Annotated in this window: 22 protein-coding genes and 1 tRNA gene; 11 read left to right on the top strand and 12 right to left on the bottom strand. The window is 69.2% G+C overall.

Annotated elements, in window-relative coordinates; genetic code table 11:
* Nucleotides 1-209: 209 nt before the first annotated feature.
* From NV263_RS16600 to NV263_RS16615, 4 genes are all read right to left on the bottom strand, one after another.
* The gene (locus NV263_RS16600) at nucleotides 210-1043 is read right to left on the bottom strand and encodes an SAM-dependent methyltransferase (protein WP_263247212.1); all 834 of its coding nucleotides are present in this window, start codon (nucleotides 1041-1043) and stop codon (nucleotides 210-212) included.
* Nucleotides 1044-1116: 73 nt separating this feature from the next.
* Nucleotides 1117-1974, bottom strand: a complete 858-nt coding sequence (locus NV263_RS16605) for a class II glutamine amidotransferase (RefSeq protein ID WP_263247213.1) — start codon at nucleotides 1972-1974, stop codon at nucleotides 1117-1119.
* A 238-nt stretch (nucleotides 1975-2212) separates the two neighbouring features.
* Nucleotides 2213-3187 carry a tyrosine-type recombinase/integrase gene (locus NV263_RS16610; RefSeq protein ID WP_263247214.1) on the bottom strand — a complete coding sequence of 325 codons (975 nt, stop codon included), beginning with the start codon at nucleotides 3185-3187 and terminating at the stop codon, nucleotides 2213-2215.
* Nucleotides 3188-3251: 64 nt separating this feature from the next.
* Nucleotides 3252-4604 (bottom strand): M20/M25/M40 family metallo-hydrolase, encoded by a 1353-nt coding sequence (locus tag NV263_RS16615; protein ID WP_263247215.1) that lies wholly within the window; start codon nucleotides 4602-4604, stop codon nucleotides 3252-3254.
* Between the two features lie 122 nt (nucleotides 4605-4726).
* On the opposite strand from NV263_RS16615, the gene NV263_RS16620 reads away from it, so the two are divergent.
* The 3 genes from NV263_RS16620 to NV263_RS16630 all read left to right on the top strand — a co-directional run bounded on the left by NV263_RS16620 (nucleotide 4727) and on the right by NV263_RS16630 (nucleotide 6484).
* Nucleotides 4727-4812, top strand: a tRNA-Leu gene (locus tag NV263_RS16620).
* A 122-nt stretch (nucleotides 4813-4934) separates the two neighbouring features.
* Nucleotides 4935-5402, top strand: a complete 468-nt coding sequence (locus NV263_RS16625; RefSeq protein WP_263247216.1) for a hypothetical protein — start codon at nucleotides 4935-4937, stop codon at nucleotides 5400-5402.
* Nucleotides 5399-6484, top strand: coding sequence for a tyrosine-type recombinase/integrase (locus NV263_RS16630; RefSeq protein WP_263247217.1), 1086 nt, complete (start codon nucleotides 5399-5401; stop codon nucleotides 6482-6484). Before NV263_RS16625 ends, NV263_RS16630 begins: the two co-directional genes overlap by 4 nt.
* Before the next feature lie 185 nt (nucleotides 6485-6669).
* Here the strand turns inward: NV263_RS16630 and NV263_RS16635 are convergent, their stop codons facing one another.
* Together NV263_RS16635 and NV263_RS16640 are read right to left on the bottom strand one after the other, a co-directional pair.
* Nucleotides 6670-6879 (bottom strand): DUF397 domain-containing protein, encoded by a 210-nt coding sequence (locus NV263_RS16635; protein ID WP_263254228.1) that lies wholly within the window; start codon nucleotides 6877-6879, stop codon nucleotides 6670-6672.
* 12 nt (nucleotides 6880-6891) lie between these two features.
* Nucleotides 6892-7758, bottom strand: a complete 867-nt coding sequence (locus NV263_RS16640; RefSeq protein WP_263247218.1) for a helix-turn-helix domain-containing protein — start codon at nucleotides 7756-7758, stop codon at nucleotides 6892-6894.
* A gap of 424 nt (nucleotides 7759-8182) precedes the next feature.
* Here NV263_RS16640 and NV263_RS16645 point away from each other — a divergent pair, with 424 nt between their 5' ends.
* The 4 genes from NV263_RS16645 to NV263_RS16660 all read left to right on the top strand — a co-directional run bounded on the left by NV263_RS16645 (nucleotide 8183) and on the right by NV263_RS16660 (nucleotide 10361).
* On the top strand, nucleotides 8183-8587 hold the full coding sequence (locus NV263_RS16645; protein ID WP_263247219.1) for a hypothetical protein: 405 nt from the start codon (nucleotides 8183-8185) through the stop codon (nucleotides 8585-8587).
* Between the two features lie 6 nt (nucleotides 8588-8593).
* A complete protein-coding gene (locus tag NV263_RS16650) occupies nucleotides 8594-9100 on the top strand; it encodes a hypothetical protein (RefSeq protein WP_263247220.1) in 507 nt (168 codons plus the stop codon).
* A gap of 464 nt (nucleotides 9101-9564) precedes the next feature.
* The gene (locus tag NV263_RS16655) at nucleotides 9565-9771 is read left to right on the top strand and encodes a hypothetical protein (protein WP_263247221.1); all 207 of its coding nucleotides are present in this window, start codon (nucleotides 9565-9567) and stop codon (nucleotides 9769-9771) included.
* Between the two features lie 200 nt (nucleotides 9772-9971).
* A complete protein-coding gene (locus tag NV263_RS16660) occupies nucleotides 9972-10361 on the top strand; it encodes a hypothetical protein (RefSeq protein WP_263247222.1) in 390 nt (129 codons plus the stop codon).
* Nucleotides 10362-10460: 99 nt separating this feature from the next.
* On the opposite strand, the gene NV263_RS16665 is transcribed toward NV263_RS16660, so the two are convergent.
* Nucleotides 10461-10757 (bottom strand): hypothetical protein, encoded by a 297-nt coding sequence (locus tag NV263_RS16665; RefSeq protein WP_263247223.1) that lies wholly within the window; start codon nucleotides 10755-10757, stop codon nucleotides 10461-10463.
* Nucleotides 10758-10969: 212 nt separating this feature from the next.
* Between NV263_RS16665 and NV263_RS16670 the strand changes: the two genes are divergently transcribed.
* A complete protein-coding gene (locus NV263_RS16670; protein WP_263247224.1) occupies nucleotides 10970-11335 on the top strand; it encodes an RNA polymerase-binding protein RbpA in 366 nt (121 codons plus the stop codon).
* A 189-nt stretch (nucleotides 11336-11524) separates the two neighbouring features.
* On the opposite strand, the gene NV263_RS16675 is transcribed toward NV263_RS16670, so the two are convergent.
* The 5 genes from NV263_RS16675 to NV263_RS16695 form a co-directional block, all read right to left on the bottom strand.
* Nucleotides 11525-11995 carry an NUDIX hydrolase gene (locus tag NV263_RS16675; protein WP_263247226.1) on the bottom strand — a complete coding sequence of 157 codons (471 nt, stop codon included), beginning with the start codon at nucleotides 11993-11995 and terminating at the stop codon, nucleotides 11525-11527.
* A gap of 80 nt (nucleotides 11996-12075) precedes the next feature.
* The gene (gene tmk / locus NV263_RS16680) at nucleotides 12076-12732 is read right to left on the bottom strand and encodes a dTMP kinase (RefSeq protein WP_263247227.1); all 657 of its coding nucleotides are present in this window, start codon (nucleotides 12730-12732) and stop codon (nucleotides 12076-12078) included.
* Complete coding sequence (locus tag NV263_RS16685) at nucleotides 12729-14189, bottom strand: B12-binding domain-containing radical SAM protein (RefSeq protein ID WP_263247228.1); 1461 nt, start codon at nucleotides 14187-14189, stop codon at nucleotides 12729-12731. The genes tmk and NV263_RS16685 overlap by 4 nt, the downstream gene beginning before the upstream one ends.
* Nucleotides 14167-14979, bottom strand: a complete 813-nt coding sequence (locus NV263_RS16690) for a DNA glycosylase family protein (protein ID WP_263247229.1) — start codon at nucleotides 14977-14979, stop codon at nucleotides 14167-14169. Before NV263_RS16690 ends, NV263_RS16685 begins: the two co-directional genes overlap by 23 nt.
* 823 nt (nucleotides 14980-15802) lie before the next feature.
* The gene (locus NV263_RS16695; RefSeq protein WP_317630332.1) at nucleotides 15803-16084 is read right to left on the bottom strand and encodes a zinc finger protein; all 282 of its coding nucleotides are present in this window, start codon (nucleotides 16082-16084) and stop codon (nucleotides 15803-15805) included.
* Nucleotides 16085-16252: 168 nt separating this feature from the next.
* Here NV263_RS16695 and NV263_RS16700 point away from each other — a divergent pair, with 168 nt between their 5' ends.
* Genes NV263_RS16700 through NV263_RS16710 form a run of 3 tightly spaced genes read left to right on the top strand, consistent with a single transcriptional unit; the run spans nucleotide 16253 to nucleotide 17843 of the window.
* On the top strand, nucleotides 16253-16459 hold the full coding sequence (locus tag NV263_RS16700; RefSeq protein WP_263247231.1) for a hypothetical protein: 207 nt from the start codon (nucleotides 16253-16255) through the stop codon (nucleotides 16457-16459).
* Nucleotides 16456-16995, top strand: a complete 540-nt coding sequence (locus NV263_RS16705) for a DUF6879 family protein (RefSeq protein WP_263247232.1) — start codon at nucleotides 16456-16458, stop codon at nucleotides 16993-16995. Before NV263_RS16700 ends, NV263_RS16705 begins: the two co-directional genes overlap by 4 nt.
* The gene (locus NV263_RS16710) at nucleotides 16992-17843 is read left to right on the top strand and encodes a helix-turn-helix domain-containing protein (RefSeq protein ID WP_263247233.1); all 852 of its coding nucleotides are present in this window, start codon (nucleotides 16992-16994) and stop codon (nucleotides 17841-17843) included. Before NV263_RS16705 ends, NV263_RS16710 begins: the two co-directional genes overlap by 4 nt.
* Nucleotides 17844-17855 lie beyond the last annotated feature (12 nt).

Consider the following 17855-nt stretch of genomic DNA (forward strand, 5'->3'; position numbering starts at 1 on the left):
GACTAACCGACGACGACGCGCCGCGGATCCGGATCCGCTGACAAGTCCCGGCGCGCGGGACGGCCGGTCACGATTCAGCCGTGGTCAGCCCACCAGCGGGCGAGCCCGCCGAACGGGCCGGCATCGGGCGTGTCACCGGTCCCCGACCCCGGGCACGACCGGTCCGAGGCCGAACACGGGCCCGGCTCCGGCTCGGCCGCGCGCCGGAACTACGGTTTGCGGGCGATGCCGCCGATGTGCAGGGCATGGGCCATGTCGTCCGGGTCGGGCATCTCCAGACCAGGCCGCCAGACGTTGTTCGGGACCAGTCCGGGGGCGATCAGCTCCAGGCCGTCGAAGTAGCGGATCTGCTCGTCCCAGGTGCGGAAGCACCGCGAGCCCAGGCCCCACTCGGCGGCGGTGCGGGCCAGGTCGCGCACCCGCGGCTCGCCGGTGTCGCAGGTGTTGGACACCAGCAGGTAGCAGCCGGAGGGGAGCCGGTCGCGGATCCGCGCGGCCACGCCCTCGGGGTCGTCCTCGTCGTCGAGGTGCATCAGGACTCCGCCCAGCAGAACGGCGAACGGCTCGGAGAAGTCGATGAGCCGCCGCGTCTCCGGGTGGTCGAAGATGGCGTCGGGTTCGCGGACGTCCCCCTCGATCAGCGTCGTGCCGACGTGCGCGGACAGCAGCGGCCCGCCGTGCACCAGCACGGTCGGATCGTTGTCCACGTACACCACGCGCACCGCGGGATCGATCTCGTGCGCGACGTCGTGCACGTTGCCCGCGGTCGGCAGGCCCGAACCGATGTCGATGATCTGGCGGATCCCGGCCCGCCCCACCAGGAAACGCACCGCCTGCCGGATGAACGCCCGATTCGCCTTGGCCAGCAACGGGGTGTCCGGCATCGCCGCGATCAGCGCGGCGCTGGCCTCGCGGTCCACCGCGTAGTTGTCGGTGCCACCGAGCAGGTAGTCGTAGACCCGGGCCACCGACGCCCTGTCGGTGTCGATCTCCGCGCGCTCCGGTGCTTGCAGCCGTCGCGGGGGCGAGGTCGAGTCGGTCACGGCGGCTCCGTTCGCTCGTCGCGGGCATGGCGCCCGACCATCGTAACCGGGCAAGATCGGCCCTCCGAACGCCTCAGCTCGCCTGCGACGCGGCCGCCCGGGAGTCCAGCTCCAGCGTCCGCCGGGGCGGACCGTCCACGACCGGATAGGCGCGGACGGTCAGCTCCCGGTCGACGTGCACCAGTTCACCGGGCCGCAGCGGCCGCCATCCCGGGTCCTCGTCCATGCGCTCGCTGGCCACCACCACCGAGGGCAGCCGGGCCAGCTGACCGGAACGCGTGCGGATGCGGCCCGCCGAACTCGCGTGTTCGAGATATCGGTCACCATGCGGTCCACCGGCAGCGCGCCGCAGCACGAACAACGAGTGCGTCTCCGGGTACCGCAGCGCCCACAGCTCGTCCGACGTCGTCAGCACGAGGTTGAGCGAGTACACCGGGAGCGCGTCGACGATCCACCGCACCGCCGCCGCGATGCCCGCGCCGATGTCACCGCCGTTGGCGTCGATGTGCCGGGTGACCAGCGCGAAGAACCGCTCGGAGTCGGTGTCCCCGGACACCAGGGACCGGTGCTGCCCCAGTTCGGCCTCCAGCGCGGGCAGGTCGCCGATGACGCCGTTGTGCGCGAACAACCGCCCGCGCTGTTCGAACGGGTGGGTGTTGCGCGCTTCGAGCGCCCCGGAGGAGGCGTAGCGGACGTGGGCCAGGAACGTGGGCGACTCGCGCTCCCTGGCCTCCCGGGCGAAGCGCGGGTCGGCGTAGGCGGCCACCGGCTCCTTCTCCACCAGCGGCGTCCCGTCCGGCCGGAAGGTGCCCAGCCCGGTGCCGTCGGGTTCCCGGCGGCTCTGCCGCGCCAGGCTGTCGGGGGCCTCGACCAGCCAGAACGTCGCTCGCACCCGCCTGGCCCCGGCGGTGAGCCCGAACAACCGGCACATCACGTCCCTCCCGCCCCCGGAGTAACCCGACGCGGCCGGGACCAATCACCCGCACCAGCGCCACGAGGTCCGGCGCGGACGTCCTTCCAGCTCGACGCGGCCGGCCGCCCACCGCAGCGATCCGGCCCGGCGGTCCCAGGAGTCCGCCGGGGGCGCGGTGCGACAGGTCGACGGCCGGCCACACCGCGCGCTCCGGGTCGTCCGTGGCCACCACCGTTGATCTCGGCACGCTCGAACGCTACCGATCGTCGGACAGCTCGCCGAGCACCTGCAGGGTGCGGTTGGCCCGGACGGACAGGCGCTGCTCCCGGGCGGTCACGTCGATGTAGTTCTGGCTGGAGTTCATCGAGGAGTGCCCGAGGAGCTTGGCGATCTCGGCGGCGTTCGCGCCGTCCTCGGCCAGCCGGGTGGCGAAGGTGTGCCGCAGCGCGTGCACCATCGCCCCGCGCTGCACCCGGTCGGACACCCCGGCCGCGCGCAGCGACTGCCGCACCAGGTACTGCAGACCGCCCCGGCGCAGCGGCTCGCCCCGGTGGTCCACGAACAACGGCTCGCCGCCGGGGAGCCGTTCGCCGAACCGGGTGCGCCGCGACGCCAGGTAGTCGCGCACCACCCGGTCCAGGCTGTCCTCGATCGGGATGGAGCGGTTGCGCCCGCCCTTGCCGCGCACGTGCAGCCGCCGGTCCCCGGGCCGCCCGGCCAGCGAGGACACCGTGAGGTCGAGCAGTTCCGCCGAGCGCACCCCGGTGCACAGCAGGGTCGCCAGCACCGCCAGATCGCGTTCCGGCCACGGGTTGCGGGTCTGCCGCGCCCCCGCGGCGACCATCCGCAGCAGCCGCTCCGGGGTGTCCTCGCCCTGCAGCGGCTTCGGGGTGGCCGGGGAACTGCGCGGTTTGGGCACCACCTGCATCGGGTTGCCCTCCACCGCGCCCTCGACGACGAGGAACCCGAAGAACCCGTTCCACGTCGACCACGCCCGGGTCACCGTCGACGCCGAGCGCGCGCCCGCGAACCTGGCGAACGCCGACCGCAGCACCGCCGAGGTCAGCTCGGCCACCGGCAACCGGTCGGAGCCGGTGCCGGTGAGCTCGGCGAGCTCACCGGCCACCGATTCCAGGTCGCGGCGGTAGGCGCGCAGCGAGTTGGCCGCCAGCTTCCTGGCCTGCAGGTGTTCCAGGTACACCGCGCTCCACCGGGCCACCGATCCGTCCACTGCCTGCCACCTCCGGCCATGATCGACTCGGGTCGATGGAACCAGACGGCACCGACGGTGCGGATCAGCAGTCGCGCAGGAACCGGTCCAGCACTCGGGTGCCGAACCGCAGCGCGTCCACCGGAACCCGCTCGTCCACGCCGTGGAACAGGGCGGCGAAGTCCAGGTCGGCGGGCAGCTTCAACGGCGCGAACCCGTAGCAGCTCATGCCCATCCGGCTGAACGACTTGGCGTCGGTGCCACCGGACATCATGTACGGCAGCGCCCGCGCGCCCGGGTCCTCGGCCAGCAGCGAGGCCGACATGGTGTCGACGATGCGGCCCTCGAACTTGGTCTCCACCGGCGGCAGCCCGACCCACTCGCGCTCCACGTCGGGCCCGAGCAGCTCGGCGAGCTCCCGTTCGAACGCCTCCTCCCGGCCGGGCAGGATCCGGCAGTCCACGGCGGCCTCGGCCACCGACGGGATCACGTTGTGCTTGTAGCCCGCGGTGAGCATCGTCGGGTTGGCGGTGTCGCGCAGCGTCGCCCCGACGATGCGGGACAGGTTGCCCAGCTTGGCCACCGCGCCCTCGATGTCGTCCTCCGGGAACTCCCACCCGGTGATCTCGGTGACACCGTCGAGGAACTCCCGCACCGAGTCGGTCAGCACCAGCGGGAACCGGTGCTGCCCCAGCTTCGCCACGGCCTCGGCGAGCTTCGTGACGGCGTTGTCGTCGTGCACCATCGACCCGTGCCCGGCCCGGCCCCGCACCCGCAGCGTCAACCACCGGATGCCCTTCTCCGCGGTCTGGACCAGGTAGGTGCGCACCCCGTCCTTGAGCGTCACGGAGAACCCGCCGACCTCGCTGATCGCTTCGGTGCACCCCTCGAACAGCTCCGGCCGGTGGTCGACCAACCACTGCGCCCCCTGGAGCCCGCCGGCCTCCTCATCGGCCAGGAACGCGAACACGAGGTCCCGCGGCGGCGTGATCCCGTCCCGCTTGAACCGCCGCGCCACCGCGAGGCTCATCGCCACCATGTCCTTCATGTCGACGGCGCCGCGCCCCCACACGTAGCCGTCCTGCACGGCCCCGGAGAAGGGGTGCACGGACCACTCGGCGGGATCAGCGGGCACCACGTCCAGGTGCCCGTGCACCAGCAACCCACCCCGCGACGAGTCGGCCCCGGGCAACCGCGCCACCACGTTCCCCCGCCCGGCGTGGTCCCCGGACTTCACGTAGGTGATCTCGTACCCGACCTCACCCAGCTTCTCGGCCACGTACTCGGCAGCGGCCCGCTCCCCGACGAGCGTCTCCGCATCCCCGGTGTTCGTCGTGTCGATGCGAATCAGATCACTCGCCAACCCGACGACCTCGTCCTCGGCCCGCCGCAGCCCCAGGTCCTGATCAGTTCCGGAAGTCTCGCTGTGCTCGCTCACCAGGCATTTCTATCACCCGATCGGCAAACAGGGGGGGTGCTGTTGGGCCCCAGATGACCATGGGCTAATCTGGTGTCACAACACAGCGGGGAGGCCCGGGAAACACCGGACAGCCCCGAGGCGTCGGAGTGGCGGAATGGCAGACGCGCTAGCTTGAGGTGCTAGTGCCCTATTAATGGGCGTGGGGGTTCAAGTCCCCCCTCCGACACAACGGTGTAGCAGATTCGCTACAGGAAACCGACAGGAACAAGGCGGCAGGCGCTCCCAGCGCCGCCGCCTTGTTGTGCTTGGTCCATGCCCGGTTGGCGAGCCCTTGCGGGGGTGATCGCCATGGCTGAGATCACCATCCCCGCAGTGGTGCCTCGGCAGGCACCAGGTCGCGCCGTCACCGCGAGCACGCCCCGGAACCGGCGTGCGATGCCGCTACCCGCATTGCCCTGCTCCGACGACCAGACCACTGAGGTCTGCGCGGTGGCTGCGGTGGATACCCGCGGGCGGGTCTCGGACCGCTCCGTCGTGCAAGCGTTGGGCTGGCGCGAGGATCAACGGCTGGAGATGCGCGCCGTGCCCGGGTCGGTGGTAGTGCGGGCCAGCGACAACGGACTGTTCACCCTAACCTCCCAGGGCTACCTACGGCTGCCAGCCGCAGCCCGCCACTGGTGCGCACTGGTCCCCGGTGAGCGGGTGCTTCTGGCCTCGGACCGCCGACAGGACGCAGTGATCATCCACACGATGAGCACCGTGTGGGCTCTCGTCGCCGAGTACCACGCCGCCCTGCTGGGAGGTGCCACGTCATGACCGACACCTCCCAGCGCCCCGAACTCGACGCCGCCCGCCTGGTCCTGCAACGCATGGGAGTCACACCCCAGGACCTTCTCGACACCCCATCCCCCCGGCTGGCAGTACCGACCTTCGCCGACTACATCCCCCAGGTCGCCGCCGCCGTCTCCGACGGCACCCGCCGCGTCTACGCCTCGTACTGGAAACGCATCAACACCGAGTGGGGACACCGCCGGTTGGACGAACCCACCGCGTCGGACATCAAACGGCTCGCCGAGCAGGTCCGCACTCAACGGGTACGACGGCGCAACGCCCGCGGCGGGCACAGCGCCGCCGAACACCTCATCGCCGCCATGCGCTGCCTGTACAACCACGCCGTCGCCGACCGCATCATCGCCGAGGCCGACAACCCAGCCCGCCAGGTCGCCAAACCACGCCGCCAACCCAGCACCCGCCGCGGACTGCCCGACTCCGGAGTCGAGGAGGTCACCCGCATCGCCGCGACCACCGGCAACGACCCCATCCTGGACAGCCTGATCCTGCGGCTGCACATCGAAACCGCCTGCCGCCGCGGAGGAGCACTCGCCCTCACACCCGCAGATCTCGATCCCACCCAAAGCCTGATCCTGCTGCGGGAGAAAGGCGACACCCAACGATGGCAACCCGTCTCCCCCACCCTGATACGCCACCTGCACGAGCACGCCCACCACCGTGGGGCCGCCGAATCCGGTGGGCAGCTACTGCGCTACCGCACCGGGAAACCGATCACCACCCGCCGCTACGACCACCTCTGGCACCGCATCGGCCAACACCTGCCGTGGGTCGCCACCCAACAGATCAGCACCCACTGGCTGCGTCACACCACCCTCACCTGGGTCGAACGCCACTTCGGCTACGCCGTCGCCCGCGCCTACGCCGGACACACCGACAGCAGCGGAGACACCGGCGTGACCACCACCTACGTACGTGCCGGCCTGGAGGAAGTCGCCGCCGCCCTCTCCGCCCTCACCGGAGAAACCCACCCACTGGCCCCCGAAACTGCAATGGAAGGCAATGACCACCAACACCGCAATTCTTGTCGCCCTCAGAAGTCCAGCTGATCTCCGAGGAGGATTCCCGGTAGACCCGAGACTGTCCTCCCATCGAAGTCGCAGTCCCTGACCGCCAATCCTTGGTGCCCACCCGCTCGCCCGCCCGGGTTCCAGGACGGCGGCAGCGACTGGCGACGGAGCAAAAGACCCCTTCTCTCAAGGTCCCGAGAGAAGGGGTCAACGCTGCCTCTGGTTCAGTGCACGTCAAGGCTTCCGTGCTTGAGGTTTTTCAAGAACAACGTCCAATGATCACGAGAGAAGGCGAGGATCGGACCGCGGCCCTGCTCCTTGGTGTCGCGAACCCCGACCACGTCCTGGGTCGAGGCCACCTCCACGCACGCGTTGGCCTCGTTGCTGCGGGTGCTCTTGCGCCAGCGTGCGCTGGTGAAGTCTGGCGCGGGCATGTCGGTCACTCCTTAGTCTCTAGGTCCCCAGCTATCCCGGATCTCGGCGATCCGGTCAGCTGACGCGTCCGCGGGCAGGGCTCGGCGTTCGAGCCGTTCGAACGCCAGGGTATATACCTCGATCTCCTCGTCCTCCTCGACGTAGAGACCGTCGTGCAGGTTCTCCAGGTAGACACCCTCGGCATGGTCTGGACCGAAGGTGACCAGGTGGTACGCGGTTCCGATGCCGGGATACGCACCGGCGTCGATTGGAAGGACTTGCACGGTGACGTTGCCGAGTTCACTCCTGGCGAGCAGGAAGTCGAGCTGTTCCCGCATCACTTCGGCACCGCCAATCGGAAGTTGGAGGGCCGACTCGTGAACGATCGCGTGGTAGGTCAGCGGGTGATCTTCGTGGTCGAGCCGTGCCTGCCGTTGCCTACGTAGTTGCGTTCGGGCTTGCGCAAGCTCGTCATCGACGGCGCGAACGCCTCCGCGGAGGATCGCGTCGTAGTAGTCAGCCGTCTGCAGCAGCCCTGGGACCAGGTGGATCTCGAAGGAGCGCAGCTTCGTGGCGGCGGCTTCGACTTCGAGGTAGTCCTCGAAGTCACCGCGGACGACCTCCGACGAGTACGCGCTCCACCAGCCGCTTTCGAACGACGCCATCGCCAGACGTACCAGGCGGTCCCGCTCTTCCTCGTCGATGTGCAGGACCGTGCCGATCGCGATGATCTCAGCTGGCCCAGCCACCGTGTCGGCGCGCTCGTATCGGCTGAGCTTGGGCACCGACCAGCGGAGCTGCTTCGCTACGTCGTCTTGGGTCGCGCCCTTGGACTTGCGCCATTCGCGCAGCGTACGAGCAACCTTGCGCTGGCGAACGTTCGCGCCGTTCTCGGGCACCTGGCACCTCCGGACACGTCAACAGTCGGTGGCGATCGCATGTACGTTGCGCAGCCTATCGCGGCTCGCTTTCGACTGATCGAGTGAAAGATTCTCTTCAACGACACTCGCTCCTTGCTCTCATGAAAATTATCGCTCACGATACAACCCGTCGTCGACGCTAGGGTTCCGCCGCATTGGCGGTGACCTCGCGACGACGGGCTCAGCAGCTCCCCTCGGCCGCTCACTCCGCGGTCGCGGTGCTGTAGCCGCCCACGAAGGACCAAGCCCCACAGCGCCCGAGCCACCGGCTCCGTGGCGCTAAGCCAGCCCGCCCGGGCCCCGAACCGGTTCGGGCACATGGGGGCAGGCGGCGCCGCGTCGAGTCACTCCCAGCCCGCACTGACTCCGCGCGCCGCCTGCCCCCCTCTTCGAGGAGGTGATCATGACCACGACCGAACGGTTCGGCTTCGCCTGGACGCTCAGCTGCGTTGACGGCCACGACCATGTGGTCTCGGACGAGGAGTTCGTCCGCGCCTACCGCGATGGTTCTGGCTTGTCGGAAGCGCTGTGCGGTCACCGGGTGGTGCCGGGGCCGCTGTTCATGCCGCCGGGGCCGCGCTGCGCTGGGTGTGCGCGTGTCCTGCACGGCCGGGCCACGCTGCCCGATCCCGAGCTGCATCTGCTGGACCGGCGCTCCGCTCGCCGTGCCACGGCCTTCCTCCGTCGGCTGGTTCGCCACTGCCGACGAGCGATGCCTTTCCCGACCCCTTCGCGGCGGGGACAGGCATCGCCGCATCACGGCGGAATCGCCGCCGACGTCCCGACGTCCACACCGGAAAGGAGCTGACACGGCATGTCCCCCGACGCAACGACCGATACCCGACACGACGGCATCGACGACGATCTCGCTTGGGCGGCACGGTTTTTCGCCCAGCGGCTGGGGTGGCCGGTGCGTATCGACAGCGCACACCACAGGCTGGTCATGCGCACCGGCGACGTGCTGGACGCACTGGTCCTGCCCCGATCCCTGGGCGAAGCGGTGTCCGCGGCGTTGGACACCAAGCTGTTGGCCGGCCCGGTCTACCGTGACGACCAGGACCGCTGGTGGACCTTCCTCACCGCGCCCTGCGGGCACGACACCGTCGTGCTCCGGCCCGAACTGCGCCGGGCCCGCGTGCACGCGGTACCGCCCCAGGGCGAACTCGTCGTTCCGCCGCCCTCGGCGAGCGATCGGTGGCACCAGCGCCCCATGCCGGACCGACTCTTGCCCCCGTGGTCGGCGGTCGTGGCCGTGACGCGTTCCATCGTGCACGCCAGCGCGTGCTCGACCGCCGTCGACCGGGCAGGACGGGCGCGATGAGGATCGCGGACATCACCCCGCAGACGCCGTGCCCGGGTGTCCGCGATGGCGTGCTCCACTACCCGCGCACCGCCGGTGGGCAACCGGTGACCATGCCCGGCGAGCGCGGCGCGTATGGCATCGAACAGCGCCTGATCCTCGCGCTGTGCGGCGAAAGCTACCTGGCGCCTCCACGGGACGATGCCCGGAGAGAGCGTCCTCGGCGCCAGGTCCACGCGGCCTGTGTCGATCTCCTTCGACGCACACGCGCCGTCGACCGGCCCAGCCGTGGGAGTTCAGGTTTCCGGTCGGGTTCCCGGCCGTCGTGACCACCGTGGGCGTGCATCGTGGGACGACACACCCGCCTTGGCCCTGACGGTCTCCCCGTCATCGGAGCCCGCGCAGCGTTCGGCGATGGCAAGCCCAAGCACCGCAGGCCGAGCAACGACGACCACTCGACCGCGCCCACACGCGACGACTCGGACGTGGTCGACACCCAGCCCATACCGGCAGCCCCGCTGGCTGAATCCGGGCAGAACCCCTGGTTCACACCGGGTTCGCAGCCGGTTCGTCAGCGCAGTCTCTCCCATCCCGGGGCGGCTGATGGCGCGGTGCCGATCGATCCCACCAACCCCGAGCAGCTCGGCCGCTACCTGTCGGCCATGCGACGCCGATGGGGCCAACGGCCGTGACGACCACGAGCACGACGAAAGGAGGTGACCAACCCTTGCTGAGCTGCGGAAACTGCGGCAAAGCCGACCACTTGGAGGACGACGACCATCCGCGCACCGCGTGCGGTCCTTCCAACCAGGCACCCGCAGGTGCTGCTCGGTCAGCCCGTTCCTCTCGACGCCAAGGTCTGCTGCGGTAGGCCCTCGAACAGGAGATGCGCATGCTCGATGTGATCGGCCCACCGGAACCATGGATGCGGCCACACCTGGCGGCTCTAGAAGCCGCGGTCCGCGCGGGATTCCGCTTCTACCACCTGCCGAGGTGGGACGACGTCCTCGCGATCCAGGGTGTTCGGACCACCGGCGGCGTCGTGGAGTTCTTCCTGTCCTACTCGGCCACCGACGCCCTGGCCGCCAGGGTGCGACTCGACGACCTCGACTTCCACACCCGTCCGCAGGCCCTGTGGGACACACGCGGCACGGTGGCCGAGGTTCTCACCGAACTCCTCGCCTTACCCCCACACGGCACCACAGCGGCCCCGAGCGCGGCCACCAGCCGCCTGCCAGATCTGTGGCTGCCCGGACGGCCCCTCCCCAGCTTTCCACGCTGATCAGAAAGGACGCGCGTAGTGCCCACCGCATGGCTCGCGGGAGCACTTCTGGCGATATGCCTGCTCATCGCGGCATGGCCAAGCACACGTCCGCCTCAGTCACCTCGACGAGAGGACGATCCGGGAAAACCAAATCCCCAGTGCAGGCCCGGCAACCTCGCATGCGCCCCACCGCCGCGCCGCACCAGGCTGATAGTCGCCGTCGAGGACCTGTGCTGGGCAGCAAGCCCACGCGGATCGTCGATCCTTCACCTTCTCGACGACGACGGCACGTCCCTTTGCGGCCGAACGCTGCCCGGCCAGCGCGAGATCGCCTGCGGATTTCTCCCCGCGTGGAGGTGGCCCGGCTGCCTGCTCTGCCAGGACTGCCCGCACCACGTCGATCTCGACGAACACGCCATCGCCGAACCTCGGCATCCGCTGTCGGTCGACGAGCTACCCACACGCCACCGCACGGGACGCCACTCGATCGACACCCTCGCCACCCCGCCGCAACACCAAGGTGGTGTGCCCGGCCGCCATTACCGGCGGGCACACCACCGACTCCGGATCTCACCCAGACCGCCACGCCGCGTCACGCGGCCTGACGCACCAACAGGTTTCACAACATGGCCCGAGAGACGACGATCTCCCTCAAGACCGTCCGCATAGGACGCAACGATCCACAACAGGCAGACGACTACGCACCCGCACCTCGCCAGCGCACGACGTACTCATGCCCGACCGGGCATGAGTTCGAGGTGCCACTGGCCACGGACGCGGACGTACCGGACGTCTGGGAATGCCCACGACACAGCATCCCGGCCCGCTCGCCCCGGAGCAGGAGCTCGACGCCCGCGGCAACGAAACGGCCGCGCACGCACTGGGACATGCTGCTCGAACGCCGCACCCGACCCGAGCTGGAAGCACTGCTTCAAGAACGTCTCGACATGCTCAGAGCCCAACGAACGACCAACGCAGCACATCAGTCCTGACGCTGGCTGGGCGTCGACATCGGTGCGAGACCAGGAGAACCCTTACCGCCGACGACCGGCGTGCCCGCTCTGCGGCGGGTCTGTAACGGGAACGGTGTTTCCGTTACAGACCCCGGCTCATGGCGACAGGACGGATTCACCAACAGCGTCCTGACCACCGAACGCGGGGCACTCGGTGCGTTTTCCGGGCTATCCATGCACGGTGTCGGCGGGCCGAGGCTGCGGGTGTTCGTTCCAGCCGATGACCGAGAGCGAGGTACCGCGGCGGTAGGCGGTGATGCCCGCGGCCGGGTACTCGATCAAGTTGGCGGGCAGTGCGTGCAGGTCGAACCAGCCGATGCCGCTGCACTTGTCCGGCTCGCGGTTGGTGGGCTCGCCGATCCAGCTGGTGGTGGCGAAGAACAGGCCGAGCCGGGGTTCGGGTCCGGAGCCGTTGACGTGCACGGTGTGGACGTGGTCGAGGCCGGCCGGGTCGATCACGACGCCGACCTCTTCCTCCGCCTCGCGGGCGGCCGCGGTGAGCACGTCCTCGCCCGCGTCGAGCTTGCCGGAGGGCAGGTGCCACATCCCGTCGAACGCCCCGCCCCGACGGCGGGTGAGCAGAAGCTCCGCGTCACGGACGAGAAGGACATGGACGTCGACGAGGTGGCGATCGGGCACGACGAGTTCCTCGCGGTCGGGGCTACGGCCGGACCGGGCACACATCCGCGGGGCTGGTGCGCGCCCGGATCGGCCGCAGCTTACGCGCCGGCCTCCCGTTCGCCGTGGTGCAGGGCGTTGCTGGTGATCCGCTCGGCGATTCGTTCAGCGATCAGCTGCACGACCGTGCGAGGCTCGCGCCGGGTGGTGTCGATCGTGAGGACCGGCTGGCCCTGGCGTTGCAGGTTGGCCGCGGTCTCCCGATACATCCGCGCCTCGGTCCGGCTGGCGTCGACGCCAGACTGGAATCGGTCGTGCGCACCGCGTCCTGCGATGCGCGCAGCGGCTACCTCCGGGGCGGTCAGCAGTATCACGGCCAGATCCGGGCGGTCGGCGCCGCCGTTGAGGGCTTCGAGGAACCCCAGCGGCACCCCGTCGATCTGTTGGAGCACGTAGGACGACGGGACGTAGCGATCGCAGAGCACGATCTGCCCGCGCCGCAGCCGTGGGCGGATTTCGGTTTCGATGTGGTGGTACCGGTCGGCGGCGATCAGGCAGGCCAGCGCCCGGCCCCGGTAGCGGTCGGTCTGTCGCCGGGCGAGTTCGCCGAGGTGGTCGCGTGTGGGCTCGGCGGTGGTGTGCACCCGGTAGCCGAGATCGCGCAAGTGCGCACCCAGCAGCCGGACTGTGGTGGTCTTGCCCGCGCCGGCCATTCCATCCAGAATGACGAAGAAGCCGGGCTGGCTGCCCTCGGTCATGCGGCGACCTTCCGTTCGTACTGTTCGCGGCTCAGGGACACGAGGTTGCGGCGTACGTAGTCGATTGGCGCTTCGGAGAGCTGGAGGTTGACCGAGAAGTTGAACTCGTCGCGCTCGCGCATCGCGGCTTCTGCTCCGCTGCTGGTGAGATCGACCGCGGTGTAGTTGAGCAACTGGTCGACGGTGTAGCGGCCGGTGGCCATCAGCCGCGTCCAGTCTGGAGTTCCGGGGTAGGGCCGGTACTCGAACGCCGAAGCCCGGAAGCTGCCGGGCTGATCGTCGGCGATGGCCCACAGGTCGTGGACCAGGCGCACGGTCTGGTCGATCTCGGCCTCGGTTTCGGTGGGGAACCCGAGGATGAAGTAGCCCTTGACGTTGATGCCGCGCTCGGTCAGCCGCCGGACCACCGAGTGCGTCATCTCCGGGTCGATGCGCTTGTCGATGAGCTGCAGCACCCGTTCGCTGCCTGACTCGACGCCGAGCGCGACCTCGCGCAGGCCGTTCGCGGCCAGGGTGTCGAGCATGTCGTCGCTGGCCCGGTTGAGGACGTTGATCCGGCCGGTGGCGTCCCACGCGGCCCAGTCACCGACCCGTTCGGCGGTGAACGCGGTCATCATCGTGTTGATGACCCGCTTGGCGCCCAGGAACAGGTCGTCGACGAACCGGAACGCGCTCACACCACAGCGACGCAGCTCGTCCATCTCGGCGAGGATGTTGTCGGGCTCGCGGATGCGGACGGTGATGTCCGGGTTGGCCGAGACCGCCGCGCCGCAGAACGAACAGTCGTAGGGGCAGCCGCGGGCGCCGACCATGTTGGCTTCCCACCGTCCGGCGTCGAAGTGGGGATCTTGGGTGAGGAACCGGCGGTCGACGAACGGCAGCTGGTTGATCGGAGGCGCCAGGTAGCCGCCGGAGCTGGGACGCCCGCCGGTCACCGGGGTCTTGAGCACGGGATCGAGCCACATCACGCCGGGCAGCTCGGCGCGGTTGCGGTGGTCTTCCAACAGCTCGACGACGCGGGTCTCGGCCTCGCCGATCACCAGGGCCTCACAGCAGGCCATGCGCGGATCGGTCAGGATCTCGGCGGGCATGGCCTTCGCCTGGTGCCCACCGAGCAAGAGCTTGATCTCGGGATGGAGTGCGGCGGCCAGGCGGGCGCTGATCTCGTAGGTCGGTGCGAGCAGATTGAACCCGACCCAGCGGGGCGCGAGGTCGTTGATGATCCGGGCGGTGTGGTCGAGTCCGAGGCCGTGTGCTTCGGCGTCGAGGACGCCGACGTTCATGCCGCGGTGGGCGGCGTAGGTGGCGATGTAGCCCATGCCCAGCACGGGCAGCGTGAAGTCGTTGACGCGCGGGCGGATCGAGTAGTCGCGCAGCGGGGCGTTGACGAACAACGCGTCGAGACGGCGCTGGAGATCGGCGCCGAGGACGAGGTCAGAGGGCGACTCCAGTGGCATGTCGAACTCCCCAGGCAAGCGTGAGCAGTGTCCTCGCGGACAACTGGTCTCCCGCCAACTCTTGCCACACCTGCGCGAACCGCGGTTCGTCGTCGGGCCACGATCCCGCGGGCGCAAGGCGTTTCGCCCAGGTGCGAACGGCAAGGTCAGCGAACGGATACAGGGCGTAGTCGTTGGTCACGTCGGCGACGGTGGCACCGGCCGTCCACGGGCCAATGCGCGGCACGGACTGGATTTCGGCGACCAGGTCGGCGGCCGGGAGCTCGGACCATTTCGCGCCCAACTCCAGGTAGGCCTCGGCCGCGGTGCGCAACGGGCGCTTCTTGAATGCCATGCCCAGCCGTACGAACTCCTCATCCGGCAGCGAGAGGACGACGTCGGGAGTCGGGAATAGCAGGGCCTCACCAGCAGCGGTGTGGACGTGTTCACCGTGCACACGGCTGAACTCGCGGTAGAGCTTGCGCGCCTGCCCGGCTCGGATCACCTGCCGCACGATCGACGTCGCGATCGCATCCCACAAGTCGGGATTGCGCAGCCGCGAGACCGGTCCGGCCGCCCGAAGCCCGGCCGCGATGGCATCGCCGCCGTCCAGCTCGGCTGGATCCACAACATCGACGACCGGCGCCGCAGCCCCAGCCCCCTCCACCAGGTCGATCTCGACGACATGCCCGCCGCCGCTGTCGCGACATACCACGGCGAACACGCCGGACTCGGTGCGCACCGCACGGGCGTGCCCGACACCGGTGGCAATCCAGCCGGGGTGGTCGAGCATCACGGTTGTCTGCTGCATGGCATCGTCCTCTCGTTCACGGGGTTGCTCATTCTCGCGGCGGCGGAGGCCGGGCCAATCCAGCCCCCGCGGCCCCCTCTGCGACGCCCGTCAGCAGTGGCGCGCCCTCGACCTGCTCCCATGGCTGCACAGCTTCCCTCCGTGGTCGATGCTGACGCTGTCGTCGTCCTCGCGGTCCGCCGTTGGATGCCGAGCGGCCGGCGAGGCTCATCCGCGCGGCCGGTTGCGGCGTGGGGCACGCGCCGCCCAGCCGGACGGCCCGGCAGCGAAGGTCGAGAGTGCGCGACCCGGGCCGGACTCAGAGGTCTTCCAGGGCGGCGAGCACGCGCCGCAGCGTGCCGGGATGACGCGCCATCGCGTCCCGGTCGTGCACCGGCAATCCGGTCTGCACCAGCGGAAGTCGCCGAGTCTCGATCACGGCCAGGTCGTCGCCGAGTCTCGATCAGGGCCAGGTCGTCGGCGAGATCACCACGCAGGTGAAGCCGCCCACGCAACCGACGACTGGTGCCCCCGCCGATGCGGTCGACCAGGTGCCCACCGTCGCCGTGCCTCGGCCGACGTCCCTTGGCTTGCAACAGCTGCGCACAGCCGACGGCGACCGTGAGAAGCACGAGCACGCCCACGAACATGGCGCTCATCGGGGGACCCTTTCACCCTCGACGACCAGCGGCGCGCCATCGACTCTGCGGCGAGTTGTCCAGGTACCCGGCCAACCGCTCGCGGTCCTCAGCGCCGTAATGTCCCCGCTCGACGTCGTCGACCGCGCTCTGCAAGGCCACGATCACACCGCGCATCTTCCGGCCGAGGTTGTGAAGATCGGCAGTCATCGCGCACCGGCACGCAGATGCGCCGTCGGGACAGCGGCGAGCGCGTGCGCCGTCTTGTTGCAAGCGGCGCAGGTCTCCCACAACCACGCCATGTCACTGTTGTCCGCCGCGACGTAGGAACCGCACAGCGTGGTCACGAACGTGCCTGTCGGGTAGTTACCGCCGGTCGGCTTCGAGTCACGACTCGCATGCCTCGCGCCACCCGCCGGAGCCCAGTGAAACGGGTGCATCGCACCACCACCTCCGAGGTCGGATCTTGGGAGGCAGTGTGCAGTCATCGATCATGCAACTCAAGCAATCCAAGCAATTACGAGGCGGACTGCACTCGATAGGACCAACGCACAGCGAGAGTTGGCTAGGCCGTTAGAGGGAGATGTCCGTGTTCATGCTTGAACGATGCGCATCTTGCGTCGACGATGCGTCTTGTTCCGACGACAGGAGGCATCGTGAAGCTGACATTCGAAGGCACCACATCGCACTCCGGCACCTGCCCCACCCTCTACAGCACCGATCGCGGCACCTTCGTCGTACAGGGGTACAAGGTGACCGACCCCGAAGCTCTCGCGGCCCTGCGCGAACGAGGACTCCCCGAGCACGAAACGGCCGTCGAGATCCCGGCCGCCCTGCTCGACTACGCCCCCAAGACGCCATGACGGCATGGATCGAGCCGGGCGCCGAGTTCGCGGAACTTCTCCGCTCGTTCCGCACCGAGGCATGGCGCTGGGAAACCCAAGGCACGTACCGGCAACCCGCCGAAGAAGAACCATGGCGCCGCTGGCGCGCAGGCGAACCGGACTCGCTCGACTGGTTACGCCCCTGGCTCGACGATGTCCGCGCCGCGACTCAAAGCGGCAGACGGTTCGCACGAGTCCGGGTCTTCCAGCAGCCGCCCACCGAGTACCAGCGCTGGCAACTCGACGTCACACCGGCCAACATCAGCGCGGGCGAAGACATGCGGGTGCTCACTGCCAGCCAAGCGGTAGACCTCGCCCTGCCCGCGCACGACTTCTGGTTGCTCGACGACACCCGGGTTGCCCGGATGCACTTCCACGACCAGCAGTTCGTCGGCGCCGAGTTGATCGACGATCCGGACGAGGTGGACCTGTACCGGGAGTGGAAACGGACCGCATGGGATCATGCAGTCCCGTTCGCCGACTACATGCACGACGCGACACAGAGGAGCCGGTGACCGACCACGACACACGCCGCCTCGCGTTCGGAGACGCCCTGCGTCAACTGCGCGAGGCGGCTGGCATGTCCGGAAAGGAACTGGCCCACCAGGCGGGCTGGAACCCCTCGAAGGTGTCGCGCATCGAGACGGCGAAGCAATCCGTGTCGGACGCCGACGTGGTCACCTACTGCGAACTCACCGGGGCCTCAGCCGACGCGCAAACCGAGCTTCGACAGGAACTCCGGGAGATCCGGCTGGAGGCGTCGAGCTGGAAACGCCAACTGCGGGAAGGCCACCGCGCTCGGCAGGAGTACGGACAGCAGCTCGAACACGGCGCCACCCACATCCGCCTGTTCGAGATCGCACTGGTCCCCGGCCTGGTCCAAACAGCCGAGTACGCACGGCACGTCTTCACCACCGCCGCCCAGTTGCACCAGACCCGCCACGACACCGACGAGGCCGTGCAGGCGCGCATGGCACGACAGCACGTTGTCTACGACTCGACCAAGACGATCGAGATCCTGTGCTCGGAAGCCGCTCTACGGCACCCGATCGCGCCCGCACCCGTCATGGCCGCGCAACTCGACCGCCTGCTCGCGTTGTCGGAGATGTCCACCACCCGCCTTGCGATCCTGCCGCTGGACGTTCGGGTGCCCGTCGTACCCTTGCACGGTTTCGCCATCCTCGACGACCTGGCACTCGTCGAGACCATCAACATCGAAATGACCATCACCGACGCCGACGAACTCGCGAAATTCCACCGCCTCTTCGATGGCCTGTGGGAGACCGCCGCGGAAGGCTCCCAGGCACGAGCCATCCTGCGACGCCTCGTGTCGACGTATGCCCACCAGGACCCCGAATCCTGACAGCAGGAGCAC

Origin of the sequence: Saccharopolyspora rosea, from assembly GCF_025643595.1 — a bacterium.
GTDB lineage: Bacteria > Actinomycetota > Actinomycetes > Mycobacteriales > Pseudonocardiaceae > Saccharopolyspora > Saccharopolyspora rosea.